The 22861-nt window shown below is 61.8% G+C and carries 22 protein-coding genes; 21 read left to right on the top strand and 1 reads right to left on the bottom strand.

Going from position 1 to position 22861, the window contains the following annotated elements; all coding sequences use genetic code 11:
• The first annotated feature begins 144 nt into the window (after positions 1 to 144).
• From acnA to ACE04F_RS14015, 3 genes are all read left to right on the top strand, one after another.
• Positions 145 to 2886, top strand: a complete 2742-nt coding sequence (gene acnA / locus ACE04F_RS14025; RefSeq protein WP_486107564.1) for an aconitate hydratase AcnA — start codon at positions 145 to 147, stop codon at positions 2884 to 2886.
• A gap of 112 nt (positions 2887 to 2998) precedes the next feature.
• Positions 2999 to 3787 carry a CPBP family intramembrane glutamic endopeptidase gene (locus tag ACE04F_RS14020; protein WP_486107562.1) on the top strand — a complete coding sequence of 263 codons (789 nt, stop codon included), beginning with the start codon at positions 2999 to 3001 and terminating at the stop codon, positions 3785 to 3787.
• A gap of 76 nt (positions 3788 to 3863) precedes the next feature.
• Positions 3864 to 5429: a methyl-accepting chemotaxis protein gene (locus ACE04F_RS14015; protein WP_305499967.1), complete on the top strand. Its 1566-nt coding sequence runs from the start codon at positions 3864 to 3866 to the stop codon at positions 5427 to 5429.
• A 170-nt stretch (positions 5430 to 5599) separates the two neighbouring features.
• On the opposite strand, the gene ACE04F_RS14010 is transcribed toward ACE04F_RS14015, so the two are convergent.
• Positions 5600 to 6292 carry an alpha/beta family hydrolase gene (locus tag ACE04F_RS14010; protein ID WP_486107560.1) on the bottom strand — a complete coding sequence of 231 codons (693 nt, stop codon included), beginning with the start codon at positions 6290 to 6292 and terminating at the stop codon, positions 5600 to 5602.
• Between the two features lie 97 nt (positions 6293 to 6389).
• On the opposite strand from ACE04F_RS14010, the gene ccoN (ACE04F_RS14005) reads away from it, so the two are divergent.
• From ccoN (ACE04F_RS14005) to ACE04F_RS13920, 18 genes are all read left to right on the top strand, one after another.
• A complete protein-coding gene (gene ccoN, locus ACE04F_RS14005) occupies positions 6390 to 7814 on the top strand; it encodes a cytochrome-c oxidase, cbb3-type subunit I (protein WP_305499963.1) in 1425 nt (474 codons plus the stop codon).
• A 10-nt stretch (positions 7815 to 7824) separates the two neighbouring features.
• Positions 7825 to 8433, top strand: a complete 609-nt coding sequence (gene ccoO, locus ACE04F_RS14000) for a cytochrome-c oxidase, cbb3-type subunit II (RefSeq protein WP_486107558.1) — start codon at positions 7825 to 7827, stop codon at positions 8431 to 8433.
• A gap of 5 nt (positions 8434 to 8438) precedes the next feature.
• Complete coding sequence (locus ACE04F_RS13995; RefSeq protein ID WP_486107556.1) at positions 8439 to 8639, top strand: cbb3-type cytochrome oxidase subunit 3; 201 nt, start codon at positions 8439 to 8441, stop codon at positions 8637 to 8639.
• A complete protein-coding gene (gene ccoP, locus ACE04F_RS13990; RefSeq protein WP_486107554.1) occupies positions 8636 to 9589 on the top strand; it encodes a cytochrome-c oxidase, cbb3-type subunit III in 954 nt (317 codons plus the stop codon). Before ACE04F_RS13995 ends, ccoP (ACE04F_RS13990) begins: the two co-directional genes overlap by 4 nt.
• A 481-nt stretch (positions 9590 to 10070) precedes the next feature.
• On the top strand, positions 10071 to 11513 hold the full coding sequence (gene ccoN, locus ACE04F_RS13985; RefSeq protein WP_030140905.1) for a cytochrome-c oxidase, cbb3-type subunit I: 1443 nt from the start codon (positions 10071 to 10073) through the stop codon (positions 11511 to 11513).
• A complete protein-coding gene (ccoO, locus tag ACE04F_RS13980; protein WP_305499959.1) occupies positions 11513 to 12121 on the top strand; it encodes a cytochrome-c oxidase, cbb3-type subunit II in 609 nt (202 codons plus the stop codon). The genes ccoN (ACE04F_RS13985) and ccoO (ACE04F_RS13980) overlap by 1 nt, the downstream gene beginning before the upstream one ends.
• A 5-nt stretch (positions 12122 to 12126) precedes the next feature.
• The gene (locus ACE04F_RS13975; RefSeq protein WP_003175465.1) at positions 12127 to 12312 is read left to right on the top strand and encodes a CcoQ/FixQ family Cbb3-type cytochrome c oxidase assembly chaperone; all 186 of its coding nucleotides are present in this window, start codon (positions 12127 to 12129) and stop codon (positions 12310 to 12312) included.
• On the top strand, positions 12309 to 13292 hold the full coding sequence (gene ccoP, locus ACE04F_RS13970) for a cytochrome-c oxidase, cbb3-type subunit III (RefSeq protein WP_486107551.1): 984 nt from the start codon (positions 12309 to 12311) through the stop codon (positions 13290 to 13292). The genes ACE04F_RS13975 and ccoP (ACE04F_RS13970) overlap by 4 nt, the downstream gene beginning before the upstream one ends.
• 149 nt (positions 13293 to 13441) lie before the next feature.
• The gene (locus tag ACE04F_RS13965; protein WP_434631250.1) at positions 13442 to 13696 is read left to right on the top strand and encodes a type II toxin-antitoxin system Phd/YefM family antitoxin; all 255 of its coding nucleotides are present in this window, start codon (positions 13442 to 13444) and stop codon (positions 13694 to 13696) included.
• On the top strand, positions 13697 to 14113 hold the full coding sequence (locus ACE04F_RS13960; protein ID WP_486107549.1) for a PIN domain-containing protein: 417 nt from the start codon (positions 13697 to 13699) through the stop codon (positions 14111 to 14113).
• A 221-nt stretch (positions 14114 to 14334) separates the two neighbouring features.
• Positions 14335 to 15750 carry a cytochrome c oxidase accessory protein CcoG gene (gene ccoG, locus ACE04F_RS13955; RefSeq protein WP_486107547.1) on the top strand — a complete coding sequence of 472 codons (1416 nt, stop codon included), beginning with the start codon at positions 14335 to 14337 and terminating at the stop codon, positions 15748 to 15750.
• Between the two features lie 11 nt (positions 15751 to 15761).
• The gene (locus ACE04F_RS13950; RefSeq protein ID WP_486107545.1) at positions 15762 to 16301 is read left to right on the top strand and encodes a FixH family protein; all 540 of its coding nucleotides are present in this window, start codon (positions 15762 to 15764) and stop codon (positions 16299 to 16301) included.
• A 162-nt stretch (positions 16302 to 16463) separates the two neighbouring features.
• Positions 16464 to 18914 carry a heavy metal translocating P-type ATPase gene (locus ACE04F_RS13945; protein ID WP_486107543.1) on the top strand — a complete coding sequence of 817 codons (2451 nt, stop codon included), beginning with the start codon at positions 16464 to 16466 and terminating at the stop codon, positions 18912 to 18914.
• Positions 18915 to 18938: 24 nt separating this feature from the next.
• Positions 18939 to 19157: a cbb3-type cytochrome oxidase assembly protein CcoS gene (gene ccoS / locus ACE04F_RS13940; protein ID WP_486107541.1), complete on the top strand. Its 219-nt coding sequence runs from the start codon at positions 18939 to 18941 to the stop codon at positions 19155 to 19157.
• Complete coding sequence (locus tag ACE04F_RS13935) at positions 19150 to 19833, top strand: sulfite exporter TauE/SafE family protein (RefSeq protein ID WP_486107539.1); 684 nt, start codon at positions 19150 to 19152, stop codon at positions 19831 to 19833. The genes ccoS and ACE04F_RS13935 overlap by 8 nt, the downstream gene beginning before the upstream one ends.
• 157 nt (positions 19834 to 19990) lie before the next feature.
• The gene (gene hemN, locus ACE04F_RS13930; protein WP_486107537.1) at positions 19991 to 21373 is read left to right on the top strand and encodes an oxygen-independent coproporphyrinogen III oxidase; all 1383 of its coding nucleotides are present in this window, start codon (positions 19991 to 19993) and stop codon (positions 21371 to 21373) included.
• A 94-nt stretch (positions 21374 to 21467) separates the two neighbouring features.
• Positions 21468 to 22202: a fumarate/nitrate reduction transcriptional regulator Fnr gene (gene fnr, locus ACE04F_RS13925; protein WP_305499946.1), complete on the top strand. Its 735-nt coding sequence runs from the start codon at positions 21468 to 21470 to the stop codon at positions 22200 to 22202.
• Positions 22203 to 22278: 76 nt separating this feature from the next.
• A complete protein-coding gene (locus ACE04F_RS13920; RefSeq protein ID WP_305499944.1) occupies positions 22279 to 22827 on the top strand; it encodes an adenine phosphoribosyltransferase in 549 nt (182 codons plus the stop codon).
• Positions 22828 to 22861 lie beyond the last annotated feature (34 nt).

Genomic DNA, 22861 nt, shown 5'->3' with positions numbered 1-22861 from the left:
AAACCGCCGCATGATAGCGGAGTTCGGAACCGCGAACCTGTCCATGGAGTCCAGTGATTAGTCATACGCTCAAAACAGGGCTAGGTTAAAGGCTCTGTCCGTTCCGTCAGTCCGTAGCCGTGCGGACTCAAAGGAGTGATTTCAATGCCGTCCCTCGATAGCCTGAAAACCCTTAAAACATTACAAGTCGACGCCAGGACTTATCACTATTTCAGCCTGCCGGACGCCGCGCGAAGCCTCGGTGATCTGGATAAACTGCCGATGTCCCTCAAGGTGCTGCTGGAAAACCTGCTGCGCTGGGAAGATGAAAAAACCGTCACCGGCGCCGACCTCAAGGCCCTGGCCGGTTGGCTCAAGGAGCGTCGCTCCGACCGGGAAATCCAGTATCGCCCGGCGCGGGTGCTGATGCAGGACTTTACCGGCGTGCCCGCCGTGGTCGACCTGGCCGCCATGCGCGCCGCCGTCGAAAAGGCCGGCGGCGATCCCCAACGAATCAACCCGTTGTCGCCGGTCGACCTGGTGATCGACCACTCGGTGATGGTGGACAAATTCGCCAGTAGCCTGGCCTTCGAGCAGAACGTCGACATCGAAATGCAACGCAACGGCGAACGTTATGCCTTCCTGCGCTGGGGCCAGAGCGCCTTCGACAACTTCAGCGTGGTGCCACCGGGCACCGGCATCTGCCATCAGGTGAACCTTGAATACCTCGGTCGCACCGTCTGGACCAAAGAGGAAGACGGCCGCACCTACGCCTTCCCGGACACGCTGGTAGGCACCGACTCTCACACCACCATGATCAATGGCCTCGGCGTGCTCGGCTGGGGCGTCGGCGGGATCGAGGCAGAAGCGGCGATGCTCGGCCAACCGGTATCGATGCTGATCCCCGAGGTTGTCGGCTTCAAGCTCACCGGCAAGCTGCGCGAAGGCATCACCGCGACCGACCTGGTGTTGACCGTCACGCAGATGTTGCGCAAGAAGGGTGTGGTGGGCAAATTCGTCGAGTTCTATGGCGACGGGCTTGCCGACCTGCCCTTGGCCGACCGCGCCACCATCGCCAACATGGCTCCGGAATACGGCGCCACGTGCGGTTTCTTCCCGGTGGACGACGTAACGCTGGATTACTTGCGCCTGTCCGGGCGCCCCGCGGAAACCGTGAAACTGGTGGAAGCCTATTGCAAGGCCCAGGGCCTGTGGCGCCTGCCTGGCCAGGAACCGGTGTTCACCGACACGCTGGAACTGGACATGGGCAGCGTCGAGGCCAGTCTCGCTGGCCCCAAGCGTCCCCAGGACCGGGTCTCGCTGCCGAATGTCGGTCAGGCCTTCAGTGATTTCCTCGGCCTGCAGATCAAACCCACCAGCAAGGACGAGGGCCGCCTGGAAAGCGAAGGCGGCGGGGGCGTTGCGGTAGGCAATGCCGATCAGGTCGGGGAAGCCGAGTACGAGTTCGAAGGCCAGACCCATCGCCTGAAAAACGGTGCAGTGGTGATTGCCGCTATCACTTCCTGCACCAACACCTCCAACCCCAGCGTGATGATGGCTGCCGGATTGCTGGCAAAAAAAGCCGTGGAAAAAGGCCTGACGCGCAAGCCCTGGGTCAAAAGCTCCCTGGCGCCTGGCTCCAAGGTGGTGACTGACTACTACAATGCGGCGGGCCTGACCGAGTACCTCGACAAACTCGGCTTCGACCTGGTGGGCTACGGTTGCACGACCTGTATCGGCAACTCCGGCCCTCTGCCCGACCCCATCGAAAAAGCGATCCAGAAAGCCGACCTGACGGTGGCTTCGGTGCTGTCCGGGAACCGCAACTTCGAGGGTCGGGTGCATCCGCTGGTGAAAACCAACTGGCTGGCCTCGCCGCCGTTGGTGGTCGCCTACGCCTTGGCCGGCACCGTGCGCATCGATATCAGCAGCGAACCGTTGGGCAACGACCGGGACGGCAATCCGGTCTACCTGCGCGATATCTGGCCGAGCAGCAAGGACGTAGCCGACGCCGTGGCCCAGGTCGACACCAGCATGTTCCACAAGGAATACGCCGCCGTGTTCGCCGGTGACGAACAATGGCAAGCCATCGAAGTGCCGCAAGCGGCTACTTATGTCTGGCAGGACGACTCGACCTACATCCAGCATCCGCCATTTTTCGACGACATCGGCGGGCCGCCACCGGTGGTCAGGAATGTCGAGGGCGCGCGCGTCCTTGCGCTGCTCGGAGACTCGGTGACCACCGACCATATCTCGCCCGCCGGCAACATCAAGGCCGACAGCCCAGCCGGCCGGTACCTGCGCGAACAGGGCGTGGAGCCGCGGGACTTCAACTCCTATGGCTCGCGACGGGGCAATCACCAGGTGATGATGCGCGGCACCTTCGCCAATATTCGTATCCGCAACGAGATGCTCGGCGGCGAAGAAGGCGGCAATACGATCTATATCCCCAACGGCGAAAGAATGTCGATCTACGATGCGGCCATGTTGTATCAGGCCACCGGCACGCCCCTGGTGGTCATTGCCGGGCAGGAATATGGCACCGGTTCGAGCCGGGACTGGGCGGCCAAGGGTACCAACCTGCTGGGCGTAAAGGCCGTGATTGCCGAAAGCTTCGAGCGCATCCACCGCTCCAACCTGGTGGGCATGGGCGTGCTGCCGCTGCAATTCAAGCTCGACCAGAATCGCAAGAGCCTGAACCTCACCGGCAGGGAGACCGTTGATATCCTGGGGCTGAGCGATACCGAGCTGACGCCGCGCATGAACCTGCCCGTGGTCATCACCCGCGAGGACGGCAGCCAGGAGCGGATTGAAGTGTTGTGCCGGATCGACACCTTGAACGAAGTGGAATATTTCAAGGCTGGCGGGATCCTGCATTTTGTCCTACGGCAATTGATTGCAGGATAAAAAGAAGCGTCCTACGAAAACACCGCCTCGTAAGGGCGGTGTTTTCGTTTGGGTCTGCCTATAATCCCGCCGGCCCCGACAGCCTCGAACGTTTCCGCCCAAAGGACTTCACATGCTTGCCCTACCCTGGCCGTACCTGGCCCTTCTCTCGATCGGTTATGGCCTGGCCCTTGCGTACGGCCATCTGGCCTGGACTGCCATTATCTCGGTCGCGCTGCTGCTGTTTGCCGGGTACGCGGTTCGCCAGCGGCAGACGCCGGTCGGGCAGTTTCTCGGGCATTGCTTGTTCATTGTCCTGGCGGTCGCGCTGGCATTGCACTGGATGCCGGGTTTCTTCAATGGCCGGGCGATCGCGGCGCAACGCTTCAGTGACGACGCTGTGCGGTTTGCGATGTATCTGAACCAGGACAAACCCCTGATCGGTTTCTGGCTGTTGCTGGCGTGCCCCTGGATCGTTGGCCGCCGCTCGTTTCGTGGCGCTGTCTACGGCACGGCGCTGGGGCTTGCGCTAAGCGCGATAATGGCCTTGGGCGGGGCCATGTTGCTGGGCATGATCCATTGGGCACCGAAATGGCCGAATCAGGCCTGGATCTGGTTGCTCAACAATCTTTTGTTGGTGACCTTGGTGGAGGAAGCACTGTTTCGTGGCTACATCCAGGGCGGCCTGAGCCGACGCTTCGAACATCTGCGCCATGGCGACAACCTCGCATTGCTGCTGGCCTCGCTGCTGTTCGGCCTGGTGCATGCCGGGGCCGGTTGGCAGTGGGTATTGCTGTCGGGGCTGGCCGGGATCGGCTATGGCCTGGCCTATCGGTTTGGCGGCCTGGGCGCGGCGATTGCCACACATTTCGGCCTCAACCTGCTGCATTTCGCCTTGTTTACTTACCCGATGCTGGCGTGACGCCGCCGGGCAGAATTTTTTCAACAAAAAGCTGACGGTGCCGACAACCTTTCAAAGCCTTGCGGACTACACCACCATGCGTAACAACCAACCTATTACACAACGCGAAAGGACCTTCCCGGCCCAGCAAAGATTGATTTCCACCACCAATACCAAAGGTGTGATCACCTACTGCAACGACGCGTTCGTTGAAATCAGTGGGTTCTCGAAGGAAGAGCTGATCCATGCACCGCACAACCTGGTACGCCATCCCGACGTTCCGTCGGCCGTGTTCGCCCACATGTGGGACACGCTGAAACAAGGCTTGCCATGGATGGGCATCGTCAAGAACCGCTGCCAGAACGGTGACCATTATTGGGTCAACGCCTACGTCACGCCGGTATTCGAAGGCAATCAGGTGGTCGGCTATGAATCGGTACGGGTCAAACCCAGCGCCGAGCAGATCTCCCGCGCCGAAGCGCTCTATCAACGCATCAACCAGGGCAAGGCCGCGGTACCCGGCAGCGACAAATGGCTGCCGATCCTGCAGGACTGGCTGCCATTCATCCTGGTCAGCCAGTTGAGCTTCGTCGTCGGCGCGTTCCTCAATTCTTCCTGGGGCTTCGCCCTGGCTGCCCTGTTGTCGGTGCCATTGGGGCTGATGGGCCTGCAGTGGCAGCAACGCGGGATCAAGCGCCTGCTGCGCCTGGCCGAGCAGACCACTTCCGATCCGTTGATCGCACGGATGTATACCGACAGCCGTGGTGTCCAGGCACGCCTGGAAATGTCGATCCTCAGCCAGGAAGCACGTCTTAAAACCTGCCTGACCCGCCTGCAGGACACCGCCGAACATCTTAATGCCCAGGCGCGGCAATCCAATTCCCTGGCCCACGACAGTTCCACAGGCCTTGAGCGCCAGCGGGTGGAAACCGAACAGGTGGCCACCGCCGTCAACCAGATGGCCGCGACTACGCAGGAAGTTGCCAGCCACGTGCAGCGCACGGCCGATGCCACCCAGGAAGCCAATCGCCTGACCGGTCGCGGTCGTGATATTGCCGGGGAAACCCGCGAAGCCATTGAACGCCTGTCGGTGGTAGTGGGCGAGACCGGGCAGACCGTGACCCAGCTGGCCAAGGACAGCGACGAAATCGGTGGTGTGGTCGACGTGATCAAGGGAATTGCCGACCAGACCAACCTGCTGGCGCTCAACGCCGCCATCGAAGCGGCCCGTGCCGGTGAAATGGGCCGCGGCTTTGCCGTAGTGGCCGACGAAGTGCGGCAACTGGCCCAGCGTACCAGCGAATCCACCGGGCAGATCCATGCCCTGATCGCCAAACTCCAGCAGACCGCCAACAACGCAGTACAAACCATGGACGCCGGCCATCGCCAGGCTGAAGAAGGCGTGGCGCGAGTCATGGAAGCGGACCAGGCGCTGGTCGGGATCAGCGAAGCCGTGGCCCACATCACCGACATGACCACTCAGATCGCGGCTGCCACCGAGGAGCAGAGCTCGGTGGCCGAGGAGATCAGCCGCAACATCAGCAACATCTCGGAACTGGCCGACCAGACCTCGGGACAGGCCCACAGCTCGGCGCTGCTCAGCGAAGAACTGACGCGAACGGCCAATACCCAGTATTCGTTGGTGGAGCGGTTCAACCGCTGATTTCAGTTGGCAAACTGAAAACCCGGACAGCGAAAGCTTCCGGGTTTTTTACTCTCTGAAAGATCGCTTTCGCGAGCAGGCTCGCTCCCACAGGAGTTCCAGGTTGCTCATTGAAATGCACTCCAATTGTGGGAGCGAGCCTGCTCGCGAAGAGGCCCGCACAAGCGCCATCAATCTTGAGACAAGAACCCAGCCACTCCCTGCGCCGCCGCCTCCAGATGCTGCCCATGGCTGAATCCCGAAGCCTTCAGCGGCTTTAAATCATGATCCCCTGCCGTCAACCACAGCACTTCGATAGCAGGTGACAAGGCATAACCTTCGACCGCCTCGCGATTACCCAACGCATCCCGCTCGCCCTGGACAATCAACGCCCGGGTTTCCAACGCCGCCAAATGCTCGACCCGCGGTTTCTCCGGCTTGCCCACGGCATAGAAGGGATACCCGAGGCATACCAGCGCATCGGCACCCAGCTCATCGGCCACCAGGCTTGCCATGCGCCCGCCCATGGATTTGCCGCCAATCGCCAGCCGCCCAGCGACATACGGTCGCACCGTGGCGTACACCTCACGCCAGCATTCCAGCAGCTTAGGCGCCGGGTTAGGTGGCCGCTTGCCCCCGTCCACGCGCCGTTGGGCCATGTAGGGAAACTCGAAGCGCAACACATTGACGCCTTGAGCTACAAGGCGCGCGGCCATTTCGTTCATGAAGCCGCTGTCCATCGGCGCACCCGCACCATGGGCCAAAATCAGCGTCGGCAATTCGGCGCCAGCACCTGGTTTCGCGGCTGTCCACAACCAGCCGCGCTCGGTCACGCATCGCGCCCATTGATCCCCGTCAATACTGGCCTTGTGCTGTTTGTTCATGCTTGCCTCGCTTTCAGTCTGCCTATAACTCCAGGCGAAGAACGCTGCACCTGCCCTGCGCGGGCGCGCACTTCGGCTGAACCGTGGATGGGGAACCATGAACACTTCTATCAGTACCGCCTACAACTACAAGGTGGTCCGCCAATTCGCCATTATGACGGTGGTGTGGGGCATCGTCGGCATGGGCCTCGGGGTTTTTCTCGCGGCCCAATTGGTCTGGCCACAGCTCAACTTCGATTTGCCCTGGACCAGCTTCGGCCGCCTGCGCCCACTGCACACCAACGCGGTGATCTTCGCCTTCGGCGGCTGCGCCCTGTTCGCCAGTTCGTTCTACTCGGTGCAACGCACCTGCCAGACCCAGCTGTTTGCGCCGAAACTCGCCGCGTTCTGCTTCTGGGGCTGGCAACTGGTGATCCTGCTGGCGGCCATCAGCCTGCCACTGGGCTACACCAGTTCCAAGGAATATGCCGAGCTCGAGTGGCCAATCGACATCCTCATCACCATTGTCTGGGTCGCCTACGCCATCGTGTTCTTTGGCACCGTGGCCAAACGCAACACCAAACACATCTATGTCGGCAACTGGTTTTTCGGCGGGTTCATCCTGACCGTGGCGCTCCTGCACATCGTCAACAACCTGGAACTGCCGGTGAGCCTCACCAAATCCTACTCGGTGTATGCCGGCGCCACGGACGCGATGGTGCAGTGGTGGTACGGGCACAACGCCGTGGGCTTTTTCCTCACCGCCGGTTTCCTCGGAATGATGTATTACTTCGTGCCGAAACAGGCCGAGCGCCCGGTGTATTCCTATCGCTTGTCCATCGTGCACTTCTGGGCGCTGATCACGCTGTACATCTGGGCCGGCCCGCACCATCTGCACTACACCGCGCTGCCTGACTGGGCACAGTCGTTGGGCATGGTGATGTCGCTGATCCTGCTGGCGCCCAGCTGGGGCGGCATGATCAACGGCATGATGACCCTCTCGGGAGCCTGGCATAAGTTGCGCAGCGACCCGATCCTGCGCTTTCTCGTGGTATCCCTGGCGTTCTACGGCATGTCGACCTTCGAAGGCCCGATGATGGCGATCAAGACCGTCAACGCCCTCTCCCATTACACCGACTGGACCATCGGCCACGTGCACGCCGGTGCACTCGGCTGGGTGGCGATGATTTCCATCGGCGCGCTGTACCACATGATCCCGAAAGTCTTCGGCCGGGCGCAGATGCACAGCATCGGCCTGATCAATGCGCACTTCTGGCTCGCCACCATCGGCACCGTGCTCTACATCGCCTCGATGTGGGTCAACGGCATCGCCCAGGGCCTGATGTGGCGAGCGGTGAACGAGGACGGCACGCTCACCTACTCGTTCGTCGAAACCCTGGTGGCCAGCCACCCGGGCTTCATCGTGCGGTTGGCGGGTGGGGCGATCTTCCTCGCCGGCATGCTGCTGATGGCCTACAACACCTGGCGCACCGTGCGGGCCTACCAGCCTGCCGAAGCCGCCGCTGCCGCGCAGATGGCTTGAGGAGTCCGCCATGAAACACGAAACAATTGAAAAAAACGTCGGCCTGCTGATGCTGCTGATGGTCCTGGCCGTGAGTATCGGCGGCCTGACCCAGATCGTGCCGCTGTTCTTCCAGGACGTGACCAACAAACCGGTGGACGGCATGAAGCCCTACACCGCCCTGCAGCTCGAAGGCCGCGACGTCTACATCCGCGAAGGCTGCGTCGGCTGCCACTCGCAGATGATCCGTCCATTCCGCGCCGAAACCGAACGCTACGGGCACTACTCCGTCGCCGGCGAAAGCGTCTGGGATCACCCGTTCCTGTGGGGCTCCAAACGCACCGGGCCGGACCTGGCCCGGGTCGGCGCGCGCTACTCCGATGACTGGCACCGCGCCCACCTGTACAACCCGCGCAACGTCGTGCCCGAGTCGAAAATGCCGGCCTACCCATGGCTGGTGACCCAGGCGGTCGACAGCAGCCACACCGAAGGCAAGCTGCGCGCCATGCGCACCCTTGGCGTGCCGTATACCGACGAGGACATCGCTGGCAGCGTCGCCTCGCTGAAGGGCAAGACCGAGATGGACGCGCTGGTGGCCTACCTGCAAGTGCTCGGCACTGCCATCAAGAGCAAGAGGTAAGCGCCATGGTCCTTGAAATGAGCACTGGAATGATTCGCGGCCTGGGCACGGTCGTGGTGTTCGTGGCCTTCATCGGCCTGACCCTGTGGGTGTTCAGCAGCAAGCGCGGCCCGGAATTCGCCCTGGCGCGCCTGCTGCCGTTCGCCGACGAGCCGCCCGCTGACGCTACCCCCCAAGACCCCGCACCAAGGAGTACCCGGTCATGAGCACTTTCTGGAGTACGTGGATCTGCGTACTGACCCTCGGCAGCCTCATCGGCCTGACCTGGCTGCTGATCGGCACCCGCAAGGGCGAGACCAAGGGCAGTGTCGACCAGACCATGGGCCACAGCTTCGACGGCATCGAGGAGTACGACAACCCGCTGCCGCAATGGTGGTTCCTGTTGTTTGCCGGCACCCTGGTATTTTCCGTCGGCTACCTGATCCTGTATCCCGGCCTGGGCAACTGGAAAGGGATCCTGCCCGGCTATGAAAACGGCTGGACCGGCGCCCATGAATGGGAACGGGAAATGGCCAGGGCCGACGCCAGGTTCGGGCCGATCTTCGCTAAATTCGCCGCGATGCCGATAGAGGATGTCGCCAAGGACCCGCAAGCGTTGAAGATGGGGGGCCGCCTGTTCGCCTCCAACTGCTCGGTCTGCCATGGCTCGGACGCCAAGGGCGCCTTCGGCTTTCCGAACCTGACTGACAGCAACTGGCGCTGGGGCGGCGATGCCGAGACCATCAAGGCAACCATCATGGGCGGCCGCATGGCAGCGATGCCGGCCTGGGGTGAAGTACTCGGCGATGCCGGGGTCAAGAACGTCGCCGCCTATGTACGCCATGACCTGGCCGGCCTGCCTCTGCCGGCCGATAGCGGTGCCGACTTGCAAGCCGGTCAACAAGCCTTCAACACCACCTGCGTTGCTTGCCACGGCGCCAACGGCCAGGGCACCGAAGCCATGGGCGCGCCGAACCTGACGCAACCGGCCGGTTTCATCTACGGCACTAGCCTCGCCCAGTTGCAGCAGACCATCCGCCATGGCCGCCAAGGGCATATGCCGGCGCAGAACGAGCTGCTCGGCAACGACAAGGTGCAACTGCTCGCCGCCTACGTCTACAGCCTTTCCCACGGCACCGGTACCGAGCGCCTGCAAGCTGAACGCAAAAGCGAATAAATCCTGTCCACTTGATCAGTCGCATTCATCCGGATGCGGCTGATCCATATCATTGCGCGACCCATTGTCGCACCCTTCCAAGGTCTTCCTTTCGGTTCGCTGCAATCGCGTCTAAGCTTGCCCCAAAGCATGTGGGCGACTGCCGGGACCTGGTCGAGCCGACCCGATGTGTTTGCCGCTCGTTCGACAAAAATCCCGTGAAGTCAGGCAGATACTGACTGTTGCCAGGAAGCCCGGGCATCACTCGAACGCAGCGTTTGAACACACCCCGTTACAACCGACCCGCCCCCCTCGCCTCGTACATTTGACGCGACAATTTGTCGGGGGCGATTTTTGTCCCTACGCGGCGCATGGAAAGGCCGCAGAATCAGCGTTGGAAAGCATTGACGCAGGTCATGGCGCGTTGCAATGACCCCCCGCTTTCTCCATACTTGCGGCCGATTTTTATCCTAATAAAATACCCAAACCGTGGAACCTTAGAATGAGCACAGCAATCAGTCCGACTGCTTATAACTATAAGGTAGTCCGCCAGTTCGCCATCATGACGGTGGTCTGGGGGATCCTTGGCATGGGGCTCGGTGTCTTCATCGCCTCGCAACTGGTCTGGCCGGAGTTGAACTTCGATCTGCCATGGACGACATTTGGACGCCTGCGCCCGCTGCACACCAACCTGGTGATCTTCGCCTTCGGTGGTTGTGCGTTGTTTGCCACCTCCTACTACGTCGTGCAGCGAACCTGCCAGACGCGACTGATTTCCGACAGCCTCGCCGCCTTCACCTTCTGGGGTTGGCAAGCGGTGATCGTCGGCGCGATCGTGACCTTGCCAATGGGTTTCACCACCACCAAGGAATACGCGGAACTGGAATGGCCGCTGGCTATTCTGTTGGCCATTGTCTGGGTGACCTACGGTCTGGTGTTCTTCGGCACCATCGTCAAGCGCAAGACCAAGCACATCTATGTCGGCAACTGGTTCTACGGTGCATTCATCGTCGTGACCGCCATGCTGCACATTGTCAACCACGCTTCGCTGCCGGTCAGCTTCTTCAAGTCCTACTCGGCCTACTCGGGCGCGACCGACGCGATGATCCAGTGGTGGTACGGCCACAACGCCGTGGGCTTCTTCCTGACCACCGGCTTCCTGGGGATGATGTACTACTTCGTGCCGAAACAGGCCGAGCGTCCGATCTATTCCTACCGCCTGTCCATCGTGCACTTCTGGGCGCTGATCACCCTGTATATCTGGGCCGGTCCGCACCACCTGCACTACACCGCGCTGCCGGACTGGGCGCAATCCCTGGGCATGGCAATGTCGATCATCCTGCTGGCGCCAAGCTGGGGCGGCATGATCAACGGCATGATGACCCTCTCGGGCGCCTGGCATAAGCTGCGCACCGACCCGATCCTGCGCTTTCTGGTGGTATCCCTGGCGTTCTACGGCATGTCGACCTTCGAAGGTCCGATGATGGCTATCAAGACCGTCAACTCCCTGAGCCACTACACCGACTGGACCATCGGCCACGTACATGCCGGTGCGCTCGGCTGGGTCGCGATGATCTCCATCGGCGCCATCTACCACATGATCCCGAAATTGTTCGGTCGTGCGCAGATGCACAGCACCGGCCTGATCAACGCGCACTTCTGGCTCGCCACCATCGGTACCGTGCTCTACATCGCCTCGATGTGGGTCAACGGCATCACCCAGGGCCTGATGTGGCGCGCGATCAACGACGACGGCACCCTGACCTATTCGTTCGTTGAAGCGCTGCAAGCCAGCCACCCCGGTTTCATCGTCCGTGCCCTGGGCGGCGCGTTCTTCGCCAGCGGCATGCTGCTGATGGCCTACAACGTGTATCGCACCGTTCGTGCCTCTGACCCGGCTGAAGCTGAAGCCGCCGCCAAGATCGCCGTAGTTGGAGCTCACTGATGAAGCACGAAGCAGTAGAGAAGAATATCGGCCTGCTGGCCTTCTTCATGGTCATCGCCGTCAGCATTGGCGGCCTGACCCAGATCGTTCCGCTGTTCTTCCAGGATGTCACCAACAAGCCGGTCGAAGGCATGAAGCCGCGCACCGCTCTTGAACTGGAAGGCCGCGACGTCTACATCGCCAACGGTTGTGTCGGCTGCCACTCGCAGATGATCCGTCCGTTCCGTGCTGAAACCGAACGCTACGGCCATTATTCCGTTGCCGGTGAAAGCGTCTGGGACCACCCGTTCCTGTGGGGTTCCAAGCGCACCGGTCCGGACCTGGCCCGCGTCGGTGGTCGCTACTCCGATGACTGGCAGCGTGCGCACTTGTACAACCCGCGCAACGTGGTGCCTGAATCGAAGATGCCGGCCTACCCGTTCCTCGTAGAAAACAAGCTCGACGGCAAAGACACCGCCAAGAAAATGGAAGTCCTGCGCGCCCTCGGCGTGCCCTACACCGACGAAGACATCGCCGGTGCAAGGGATGCCGTAAAAGGCAAGACTGAAATGGACGCGCTGGTGGCCTATCTGCAAGGCCTGGGCACCATCATCAAAAGCAAACGGTGATCTGGATGGATATCGGGATGATTCGTGGCCTGGGCACCGTCGTTGTGATGGTGGCCTTTATCGGCCTGGCCCTGTGGGTGTTCAGCCCCAAGCGCAAGTCGGAGTTCGAAGACGCGACCTTGCTGCCGTTCGCGGATGATCCCGAAGCCATCAAGCACGTCGAGCAAGCTTCTAGGAGTAACAAAGAATGACTACGTTCTGGAGTCTGTACGTCACAGTCCTCAGCCTGGGAACGATCTTCGCCCTGACCTGGCTGCTGCTGTCGACCCGCAAGGGCCAGCGCAGCGAAGCCACCGAGGAGACGGTCGGCCACTCCTTCGACGGGATCGAGGAGTACGACAACCCGCTGCCGAAATGGTGGTTCATGCTGTTCGTCGGCACCATCGTGTTCGCCCTTGGTTACCTGGTGCTCTACCCTGGCCTGGGCAACTGGAAAGGCCTGCTGCCAGGCTATAACTACCTGGACACTGAAAAGCAGACCTCTTTCGCCAACGGCCAGACCGGCTGGACCGGCGTACACGAATGGGAAAAGGAAATGGCCCGCTCGGATGCCAAGTTCGGCCCGATCTTCGCCAAGTTTGCCTCCATGCCGATTGAAGAAGTCGCCAAGGACCCGCAGGCCCTGAAAATGGGTGGCCGCCTGTTTGCCTCCAACTGCTCGGTCTGCCACGGTTCCGACGCCAAGGGCGCCTACGGCTTTCCTAACCTCACCGACGCCGACTGGCGCTGGGGTGGCGAGCCGGAGACCATCAAGACCACCATCATGGGTGGTCGTCATGCCGTCATGCCGGGCTGGGCTGCCGTAGTTGGCGAACAAGGCGTCGCCGATGTGGCTGCCTATTTGGTAACCAACCTGCACAGTCGCAAACTGCCGGAAGGCGCCAAGGCCGATCCGGCCAACGGCCAGAAGCTGTTCGCCGCCAACTGCGTGGCCTGCCACGGACCCGCCGGCAAAGGCACGCCCGCCATGGGCGCACCCGACCTGACACACCCGGCCGGTTTCATCTATGGTTCGAGCTTCGCGCAGTTGCAGCAGACCATCCGCTACGGTCGCCAAGGCCAGATGCCGGCCCAGGCCGATCTGCAAGGCAACGACAAGGTCCACTTGCTGGCCGCCTATGTCTACAGCCTGTCCCACGGCGAAAAGGCTCCGGCTGCTGACGCTCAGTAAGACAAATAGCTGATACACGAAGGCCCCGCCAATCACATTGGCGGGGCCTTTTTTTTTCCACAGGGAAACATGCTGCACCTGTTCACCCTTGCTTGCATCCGGCGCCGGTAGTAACGTGCCTACATTCTCACTCGATGGGAGACGCCGCCGTGTCCATCACCACCATTTCCAGCCGCGAGTTCAACCACGACACAAGCGGTGCCAAAAAAGCTACCCGAGAAGGCCCGGTCATCATCACCGACCGTGGTAAGCCGGCCCATGTGCTGCTAAGCATTGAGGAGTACCAGAAACTGACCGGCGCTGGCACCAGCATCGTCGAGTTGCTGGTCATGCCCGATGCGCCGGATATCGACTTCGATCCCGAGCGCGCCGTCATCACGCCCCGCTCGGTGGACCTGTCCTGAATGTTCCTACTCGATACCAACGTCATCTCGGAGCTGCGCAAGCCCCAGGCCGATAAAAACGTACAAGCCTGGGCACGCAGTGTCCCCGCTCCCAGCCTGTATGTTTCGGCCATCACCGTATTGGAACTGGAAACCGGAGTCTTGCGCTTTGAGCGCAAGGACCCGGCGCAAGGCAGCCGTTTGCGTGCATGGCTGGATAACCACGTCATGCCCACATTTGCCGGCAGGATCCTCGCGGTCGACCGCGCCGTGGCGCTGCGCTGCGCCCGCCTGCATGTCCCGGACCGCAGCAATGAGTGCGATGCGCTGATCGCCGCCACGGCGCTGGTCCATGGGCTGACCGTGGTGTCCCGCAACGTGGCGGATTTCAGAAGCAGCGGCGTGGCGCTGATCAATCCATGGGTTGCTAGCCAGTAACAGATGCGTGCGCCGGATACCATGACATGGCTATAGTCAATTGATCTGGGTCATGAGTTGTTACATCCGCTACACCATTCGGCGCCGACGCCCAACGCGACCAAAGGTCGCAGCCTTGAGCCAGAGCGACAGGCGTATCATTGCGCCATTGCAACACCCTTTCTGACCGTGGTCGGCACGTACTGGCCTCGGCATTTTTCCACTGCCGTGGGATGCAATTGATGAGCAACCAGATTCCGGTACATGACGTTACCCCGCCTGCCAAGGACGCCAACAAAAGCGTCGACCTCTATGCCTCTCGGGAAAAAATCTACACCCGCGCCTTCACTGGCCTGTTTCGCAACCTGCGCATGGTTGGCGGGGCGGTTCTGTTCCTGCTGTATTTCGGTACAGTCTGGCTGAACTGGGGCGGTCATCAGGCCGTCTGGTGGAACCTGCCGGAGCGCAAATTCTTTATTTTTGGCGCGACCTTCTGGCCTCAGGACTTCATCCTCCTTTCGGGGCTGCTGATCATCGCGGCCTTCGGCCTGTTTTTCATTACCGTCTATGCCGGTCGAGTGTGGTGCGGCTATACCTGCCCACAAAGCGTATGGACGTGGATTTTCATGTGGTGCGAAAAGGTCACCGAAGGCGATCGCAACCAGCGCATCAAGCTCGACAAAACGCCCATGAGCGCCAACAAATTCCTGCGCAAGTTCGCCAAGCACAGCCTGTGGCTGCTCATCGGTTTTGTCACCGGCATGACCTTCGTTGGTTATTTCACCCCCATCCGCGAGCTGGTCTTCGAGTTCTTCACCGGCCAGGCCGACGGCTGGTCATATTTCTGGGTCGGCTTCTTCACCTTGGCCACCTACGGCAATGCCGGCTGGCTGCGTGAGCAAGTGTGCATCTACATGTGCCCGTACGCTCGCTTCCAGAGCGTGATGTTCGACAAGGACACCCTGATCGTTTCCTACGACCCGCGTCGCGGCGAAGCCCGTGGCCCGCGCAAGAAAGGTATCGACTACAAGGCGCTGGGCCTGGGGGACTGCATCGATTGCACCATGTGCGTCCAGGTCTGCCCTACCGGTATCGACATCCGCGACGGCCTGCAGATCGAATGCATCGGCTGCGCAGCCTGCATCGATGCCTGCGACAACATCATGGACAAGATGGATTATCCACGTGGCCTGATCAGCTACACCACGGAACACAACCTCTCGGGGCAGAAAACCCATAAACTGCGCCCGCGCCTGATCGGTTATGCCCTGGTGCTGCTGGCGATGATCAGCCTGTTGGTAGCCGCGTTCTTCATGCGCTCGCTGGTGGGTTTCGACGTCAGCAAGGACCGCGTGCTGTACCGCGAGAACGCCGAAGGCCGGATCGAGAACGTCTACAGCCTGAAAATCATGAACAAGGACCAGCGTGACCATACCTATGTGCTGGAGGCGACCGGTCTGCCTGATCTGAAGTTGCAGGGTAGACGGGAGATCAAGGTCGCGGCCGGTGATATCTACAGCCAGCCGGTAGAGTTATCCAGCGCACCGGAACAATTGCCGTCCAGCACCAATGAGGTGACCTTCATCCTCAAGGATGCCGATGACGACAGCGTCCATGTTGAAGCCAAGAGCCGGTTCATCGGCCCACAGACTCGTTGAGAGAAATGCACATGCCTGCAGCAACCGCCACCAGCCCTTGGTACAAGCACCTCTGGCCGTGGATCATTATCGGGATTCTCGCTTGCTCGGTGACACTGAGCCTGACCATGGTGACCATCGCAGTGAAGAACCCGGACAACCTGGTCAACGACAACTATTACGAAGCTGGCAAGGGCATCAATCGCTCGCTGGAACGCGAACTGCTGGCCCAGACCCTGCAGCTGCATGCCAACGCGCAACTGGACGACCTCACCGGTGAAGTGAGCCTGCGCCTGAACGGCAACAGCCGGCCCCAGACCGTGGAGCTGAGCCTGATCTCGCCGACGCAACCGGAAAAAGACCGCAAGATTGTGTTGACCCGCAACGACAGCGAACCAGGACGCTACGTCGGCCAATTGGCGGACAAGATCGAAGGCCGCCGCTTCGTCGAATTGCTGGGTATGGAAAACCACCAGACCTGGCGCCTCTTTGAAGAAGAACAGATCACCCATGGCCAGGATATCCAGCTTGGCGACGAGCCGCTGCAAGGCGCTGAAGACCTGAAAAAATAAACCGCTGTTGTGTGGCGAGGGAGCTTGCTCCCGCTGGGCCGCAAAGCGGCCCTGTTGTTAATCCAGCGCTTCTCACGCGTCTTGTTGTACTCACACTGTGACTGCTTCGCAGCCGAGCGGGAGCAAGCTCCCTCGCCACAAAAAGGTTTTCGCGCGACAACCATGACCACTCCACAGCCTTGCTACCACTGCGCCCTGCCCGTACCTCCTGGCAGTCGCTTCACCGCCGTTGTCCTCGGTGAGACCCGTGAGCTGTGTTGCCCCGGTTGCCAGGCGGTGGCCGAAGCAATCGTTGCCGGTGGCCTTGAGCATTATTATCTGCATCGCAGCGAAGCGTCGGCCAACCCACAAGCCCTGCCCGTCCAATTGACCGACGAGCTGGCGTTGTATGATCGCCCCGACGTGCAGCAATCGTTCGTCCGCCATGAAGGCGAGCTGGCCGAAACCACCCTGCTGATGGAAGGCATCAGTTGCGCCGCCTGCGGCTGGCTGATCGAAAAGCAATTGCGCAGCCTGCCGGCCGTGGCCGAGGCGCGGTTGAACCTGTCCAACCACCGCCTGCACGTACGCTGGGCCGACGCCCAACTGCCGCTGAGCACGCTGCTCGCCGAACTGCGCCAGATCGGCTATGCCGCGCACCCGTACCAGGCCGATCAGGCCAGCGAGCAACTCGCCGCACAGAACCGCCTGGCCCTGCGTCAATTGGGCGTGGCCGGGCTGCTGTGGTTCCAGGCGATGATGGCGACGATGGCGACCTGGCCCGAATTCAACATCGACCTGAGCCCGGAGATGCACACCATCCTGCGCTGGGTCGCACTGTTCCTCACCACGCCTATCGTGTTCTACAGTTGCGCGCCCTTCTTCAAAGGTGCGCTGCGAGATTTGCGCACCCGCCACCTGACCATGGACGTTTCGGTGTCCTTGGCCATCGGCAGCGCCTATATCGCCGGGATCTGGACCTCCATCACCGGCGTGGGCGAGCTGTACTTCGATGCGGTCGGCATGTTCGCCCTGTTCCTGCTCGCCGGTCGCTACCTGGAACGCCGGGCCCGGGAGCGCACCGCCGCGGCCACCGCCCAACTGGTCAACCTGCTGCCAGCGTCGTGCCTGCGCCTGGATGGGCGCGGCCAGAGCGAACGCATCCTGCTCAGCGAACTGCGTACCGGCGACCGTGTGCTGGTCCAGCCTGGAGCGATCCTGCCCGCCGATGGCACGATTCTCGACGGCCAGTCCAGCGTCGACGAATCGCTGCTGACCGGCGAATACCTGCCGCAACCGCGCCAGGCAGGCGACGCGGTAACGGCAGGCACGCTCAACGTCGAAGGCGCCCTGACGGTCGAAGTACGGGCGCTGGGACAGGACACGCGGTTATCGGCCATCGTGCGCCTGCTGGAACGGGCCCAGGCCGAGAAGCCACGATTGGCGGAAATCGCCGACCGCGCCGCCCAATGGTTCCTGCTGTTCTCCCTGGTCGCCGCGGCGGCCATCGGCCTGTTGTGGTGGCAGCTGGATGCTTCGCGTGCGTTCTGGATAGTCCTGGCGATGCTGGTCGCGACCTGTCCTTGCGCGCTGTCTCTGGCGACCCCAACCGCTCTGACAGCTGCCACCGGAACCCTGCACAAACTCGGCCTGCTGCTGACGCGTGGTCATGTGCTGGAAGGCCTTAACCAGATCGACACGGTGATTTTCGACAAGACCGGCACCCTCACCGAAGGCCGCCTCGCATTGCGCGCCATCCGGCCACTGGCCACTCTCGACGGTGATCAATGCCTGGGTTTGGCCGCGGCCCTGGAAAACCGTTCGGAACACCCCATCGCGCGAGCTTTTGGTCGCGCACCATTGGCCGCTGAACAGGTACAAAGCACTCCGGGGCTGGGACTTGAAGGCCTGGTCGCCGAACAACGCCTGCGCATCGGCCAGCCCGGTTTTGTCTGCGAACTGAGCGGCTCGGCCGTACCGCCGATGCCGGACGAACCCGGACAATGGCTGTTGCTGGGCGACGACATCGGGCCACTGGCCTGGTTCGTCCTCGATGACCGCCTGCGCGCAGATGCGCCGGCGCTGCTCGCCGCCTGCAAGGCGCGGGGCTGGCGGACGCTATTGCTCTCCGGTGACAGCTCGCCGATGGTGGCCAGTGTCGCCGCCGAATTGGGCATCGACGAGGCCCGCGGCGGCTTGCGTCCGGACGACAAGCTGGCCGTGCTCCAGCAGTTGCACCAGCAGGGTCGCAAGGTGCTGATGCTCGGTGATGGCGTGAATGACGTGCCGGTGCTGGCGGCGGCGGACATCAGTGTCGCCATGGGTTCGGCCACCGACCTTGCCAAGACCAGCGCCGACGCGGTGCTGCTGTCCAACCGCCTCGATGCCCTGATTCATGCGTTCAGCCTGGCCCGGCGTACCCGCCGCGTGATCATCGAGAACCTGGTCTGGGCAGGGCTGTACAATGGCCTCATGTTGCCGTTCGCCGCCCTCGGCTGGATCACGCCGGTATGGGCCGCGGTCGGCATGTCCATCAGTTCGTTGACCGTGGTGCTGAATGCCTTGCGGCTGACCCGCCAACCGCAGGCGCAGGTTGGCGAAACCACGCCCGATACCCGTCCGCTGCCGGCCTGAGCCGCGCGGGCCTGGAGTTCCGAGATGCCAGCTCTCTACGTGATGATCCCCGCCGCACTGTTGATCGTGGCCGTCGCCGTCTACATTTTTTTCTGGGCCGTGGACAGCGGCCAGTACGACGACCTCGACGGCCCGGCCCATAGCATCCTGTTCGACGATCAGGACCCGAACCACAAGGCGGCCGTCGAGGAAGCCAGCGGCACGGAACAGAAACCGGACGACAAGGCGCCGCCCCATGCTTGACCTGGCGCCGATGCTGGTTTCCGCCGTCATCCTCGGCCTGCTCGGCGGCGGTCATTGCCTGGGCATGTGCGGTGGCCTGATGGGCGCCCTGACCCTGGCGATTCCCAAGGAACAACGCAGCCGCCGCTTGCAATTATTGCTCGCATATAACCTGGGACGCATCATCAGCTACGCCGCGGCCGGCCTGCTGATCGGCCTGGCCGGCTGGGCCGTGGCGAACAGCCCGGCGGCGATGATCCTGCGCGTGCTGGCCGGTTTACTGCTGATCGTCATGGGACTCTACCTGGCAGGCTGGTGGAGCGGCCTGACCCGCATCGAAAGCCTGGGCCGTGGTTTGTGGCGGCATATACAACCCATCGCCAACCGCCTGCTGCCGGTATCAAGCTTGCCCCGGGCGCTACTGCTCGGTGCGCTGTGGGGCTGGCTGCCCTGCGGACTGGTCTACAGCACCCTGCTGTGGTCCGCCAGCCAGGGGAACGCGCTGGACAGCGCACTGCTGATGCTCGCCTTCGGCCTGGGCACCTGGCCGGTGCTGCTCGCCACCGGCCTCGCGGCAGAGCGCGTCACGGCGCTGCTGCGCAAACGCAGCGTGCGCATGGCCGGGGGGTTGCTGGTGATTGTCTTCGGCATCTGGACATTGCCGGGGCCGCATCAGCACTGGCTCATGGGGCATTGACCGAGCCCACAGACAATGGGGAATGCTCGCCACGGGTTTGAGTTGCCTGGGCTGGCATGATCACTGACAACCCCATGCCCCGTTGACGCAAATCAACACGCTTGCTCCCCCGCCCCCATAGACTTCAAGCATGCCAGCCTAACCGGGGAACGCCCGCATGCTCGACGCCATTCGTTGGGATTCAGACCTGATCCGCCGCTACGACCTGGCGGGACCACGCTATACCTCGTACCCGACCGCGGCCCAGTTCGCCGGCCAGGTGGGCACGTTCGACCTGCTCCACGCTCTGCGCGAAAGCCGCAAAGCCCGCAGGCCATTGTCGCTTTATGTTCACGTGCCGTTTTGCGCGAATATTTGCTACTACTGCGCCTGCAACAAGGTCATCACCAAGGACCGCGGCCGCGCCCATGCCTACCTGCAGCGCCTGGAGCAGGAAATCCAGCTGATCGGCTGCCACCTGGACCCGGCCCAGCGCGTGGAACAGTTGCATCTGGGTGGTGGCACGCCAACCTTCCTCAGTCACGACGAGCTGCGCCAGTTGATGGCCAAGCTGCGCGAGCATTTCAACCTGATGGACGACGATTGCGGTGACTACGGCATCGAGATCGACCCTCGGGAAGCGGATTGGTCGACCATGGGCCTGCTGCGGGAACTGGGTTTCAACCGGGTCAGCATCGGCCTGCAGGACCTTGACCCAACCGTGCAGCGTGCCGTCAACCGCCTGCAGAGCCTGGATGAAACCCGCGCAGTGATCGAAGCCGCCCGGACCCTGCAGTTTCGCTCGATCAACATCGACCTGATCTATGGCTTGCCCAAGCAGACCCCGGAAAACTTCGCCCGCACCGTCGAGGAAGTGATCAGCTTGCAGCCGGACCGTCTCTCGGTGTTCAACTACGCCCACCTGCCGGAGCGCTTCATGCCGCAGCGGCGCATCAACAGCCAGGACCTGCCGAATCCAGTGCAGAAACTGGCCATGTTGCAAAGCACTATCGAACAGCTGACCGCCGCCGGGTATCGCTACATCGGCATGGACCACTTCGCCCTGCCCGACGACGAACTGGCGATCGCCCAGGAGGAAGCGACCTTGCAGCGCAATTTCCAGGGCTACACCACTCACGGTCATTGTGATCTGATCGGCCTCGGGGTCTCGGCAATCAGCCAGATCGGCGACTTGTACTGCCAGAACAGCAGTGACCTGAACCAGTACCAGAACGCCCTAGCCGACGGACAATTGGCTACCAGCCGGGGCACGGTGTGCAATGCCGACGACAGGCTGCGGCGCGCAGTGATCCAGCAATTGATTTGTCATTTCACCCTGGCATTCGCCGAGATCGAGCACACCTTCAATATCGATTTCCGGGCCTATTTCGGCTCTTTATGGCCGCAGTTACAGGCGATGGCCAACGACGGACTGGTCGAACTGACGGCTACGCACCTCAAGGTCCTCCCCGCCGGACGTCTGCTGGTGCGTTCTGTCTGCATGGTATTCGACGCGTATCTGGAGCAGCAGAATCGACAGCGTTTTTCCCGCGTCATCTGAGCGCGACAATTTGACGGCAATACCGCACTGGCCCGTGTTTGCGTGCTGAGTTACCCTTACGGCTTATGTGTGTTTTCCCACAAGGATTTAAGAAATGTCCGAGCCAGTCAAATCGCGCGCTCATAACCAGGCCCATTGCAAGGACTGCAGCCTGGCCCCTCTGTGCCTGCCACTTTCGTTGAATCTGGAGGACATGGACGCGCTGGACGACATTGTCAAACGAGGCCGTCCGTTGAAAAAAGGCGAGTTCCTGTTCCGCCAGGGCGATGCCTTCGATTCGGTCTATGCCGTGCGCTCGGGCGCCTTGAAGACCTTCAACCTGAGCGACGGTGGCGAAGAGCAACTCACCGGTTTCCACTTGCCCAGCGAGCTGGTCGGCCTGTCGGGCATGGACACCGAGACCCATCCGGTCTCGGCCCAGGCGCTTGAGACGACCTCGGTGTGCGAAATTCCGTTTGATCACCTGGATGAGCTGGCCTTGCAACTGCCGCAACTGCGCCGTCAATTGATGCGCGTGATGAGTCGGGAAATCCGTGATGACCAGCAGATGATGCTGCTGCTCTCGAAGAAAACCGCCGACGAGCGCATCGCGACCTTCCTGGTCAACCTCTCGGCACGTTTTCGCGCCCGTGGTTTTTCGGCCAATCAGTTTCGCCTGAGTATGTCGCGCAACGAGATCGGCAACTACCTGGGCCTGGCGGTGGAAACCGTATCCCGGGTGTTTACCCGTTTCCAGCAGAGCAAACTGATTGCCGCCGAGGGCAAGGAAATCCATATCCTTGACCCGATCCAGCTCTGCGCGCTGGCCGGCGGCTCGGTCGAAGGCTGATGCGCCTGCGCGGCTGAGGCTTTTGCCGCCGCCGCGCTATACTGCCGCGTTTGCAGCCAGCCAGGACACCTCGACGATGGTCTTCGACTCCTTCGACATCAAATCCCTGATCCGCCCGGTAATCGACTTCCCCAAGCCAGGCGTGATCTTTCGCGACATCACCCCGCTGTTCCAGTCCCCCACCGCGCTGCGGCTGGTCATGGACAGCTTCGCCCATCGCTACGTCGAGGCCAGCTTCACGCATATCGGCGCGATGGACGCACGCGGCTTCCTGATCGGCTCGATCCTGGCCTATCAGTTGAATAAACCGCTGGTGCTGTTCCGCAAGCAAGGCAAGCTGCCAGCTGACGTGTTGGCCGAGGGCTACCAGACCGAGTATGGCGAGGCTTTCCTGGAGGTCCACGCCGACAGCCTGTGCGAGGGCGATTCGGTGGTGATGTTCGATGACCTGATTGCCACTGGCGGCACGTTGATTGCCGCCGCCAACCTGATCCGCCGCATGGGCGCCACGGTCCATGAAGCCGCCGCGATCATCGACTTGCCGGAATTGCTCGGTTCCCGGCGGCTGGAGGACATGGGAATACCGACGTTCTGCCTGACCCGGTTTTCGCTCAGCGAGAAATAATTCCCGCCAACAACACCTCTGTCCCTTGTGGGAG

Source organism: Pseudomonas sp. AGC41, assembly GCF_057334555.1.
The sequence above is the reverse complement of the archived record's forward strand: the minus strand, read 5'-3'. Positions and strand labels throughout refer to the sequence as shown.

Bases quoted from the DNA above. Each gene is read 5' to 3' on its own strand.
- ccoN (WP_305499963.1), top strand. From the start codon at position 6,390: ATGAACACTTCTATCAGTACCGCCTACAACTACAAGGTGGTCCGCCAA.
- ACE04F_RS13935 (WP_486107539.1), top strand. From the start codon at position 19,150: ATGCTTGACCTGGCGCCGATGCTGGTTTCCGCCGTCATCCTCGGCCTG.
- ACE04F_RS14015 (WP_305499967.1), top strand. From the start codon at position 3,864: ATGCGTAACAACCAACCTATTACACAACGCGAAAGGACCTTCCCGGCC.
- ACE04F_RS13960 (WP_486107549.1), top strand. From the start codon at position 13,697: ATGTTCCTACTCGATACCAACGTCATCTCGGAGCTGCGCAAGCCCCAG.
- ccoO (WP_486107558.1), top strand. From the start codon at position 7,825: ATGAAACACGAAACAATTGAAAAAAACGTCGGCCTGCTGATGCTGCTG.
- ccoP (WP_486107554.1), top strand. From the start codon at position 8,636: ATGAGCACTTTCTGGAGTACGTGGATCTGCGTACTGACCCTCGGCAGC.
- ccoP (WP_486107551.1), top strand. From the start codon at position 12,309: ATGACTACGTTCTGGAGTCTGTACGTCACAGTCCTCAGCCTGGGAACG.
- ACE04F_RS13975 (WP_003175465.1), top strand. From the start codon at position 12,127: ATGGATATCGGGATGATTCGTGGCCTGGGCACCGTCGTTGTGATGGTG.
- ccoN (WP_030140905.1), top strand. From the start codon at position 10,071: ATGAGCACAGCAATCAGTCCGACTGCTTATAACTATAAGGTAGTCCGC.
- acnA (WP_486107564.1), top strand. From the start codon at position 145: ATGCCGTCCCTCGATAGCCTGAAAACCCTTAAAACATTACAAGTCGAC.
- ACE04F_RS13995 (WP_486107556.1), top strand. From the start codon at position 8,439: ATGGTCCTTGAAATGAGCACTGGAATGATTCGCGGCCTGGGCACGGTC.
- ACE04F_RS13945 (WP_486107543.1), top strand. From the start codon at position 16,464: ATGACCACTCCACAGCCTTGCTACCACTGCGCCCTGCCCGTACCTCCT.
- hemN (WP_486107537.1), top strand. From the start codon at position 19,991: ATGCTCGACGCCATTCGTTGGGATTCAGACCTGATCCGCCGCTACGAC.
- ACE04F_RS14010 (WP_486107560.1), bottom strand. From the start codon at position 6,292: ATGAACAAACAGCACAAGGCCAGTATTGACGGGGATCAATGGGCGCGA.
- ccoS (WP_486107541.1), top strand. From the start codon at position 18,939: ATGCCAGCTCTCTACGTGATGATCCCCGCCGCACTGTTGATCGTGGCC.
- ACE04F_RS14020 (WP_486107562.1), top strand. From the start codon at position 2,999: ATGCTTGCCCTACCCTGGCCGTACCTGGCCCTTCTCTCGATCGGTTAT.
- ACE04F_RS13950 (WP_486107545.1), top strand. From the start codon at position 15,762: ATGCCTGCAGCAACCGCCACCAGCCCTTGGTACAAGCACCTCTGGCCG.
- fnr (WP_305499946.1), top strand. From the start codon at position 21,468: ATGTCCGAGCCAGTCAAATCGCGCGCTCATAACCAGGCCCATTGCAAG.
- ccoG (WP_486107547.1), top strand. From the start codon at position 14,335: ATGAGCAACCAGATTCCGGTACATGACGTTACCCCGCCTGCCAAGGAC.
- ACE04F_RS13920 (WP_305499944.1), top strand. From the start codon at position 22,279: ATGGTCTTCGACTCCTTCGACATCAAATCCCTGATCCGCCCGGTAATC.
- ccoO (WP_305499959.1), top strand. From the start codon at position 11,513: ATGAAGCACGAAGCAGTAGAGAAGAATATCGGCCTGCTGGCCTTCTTC.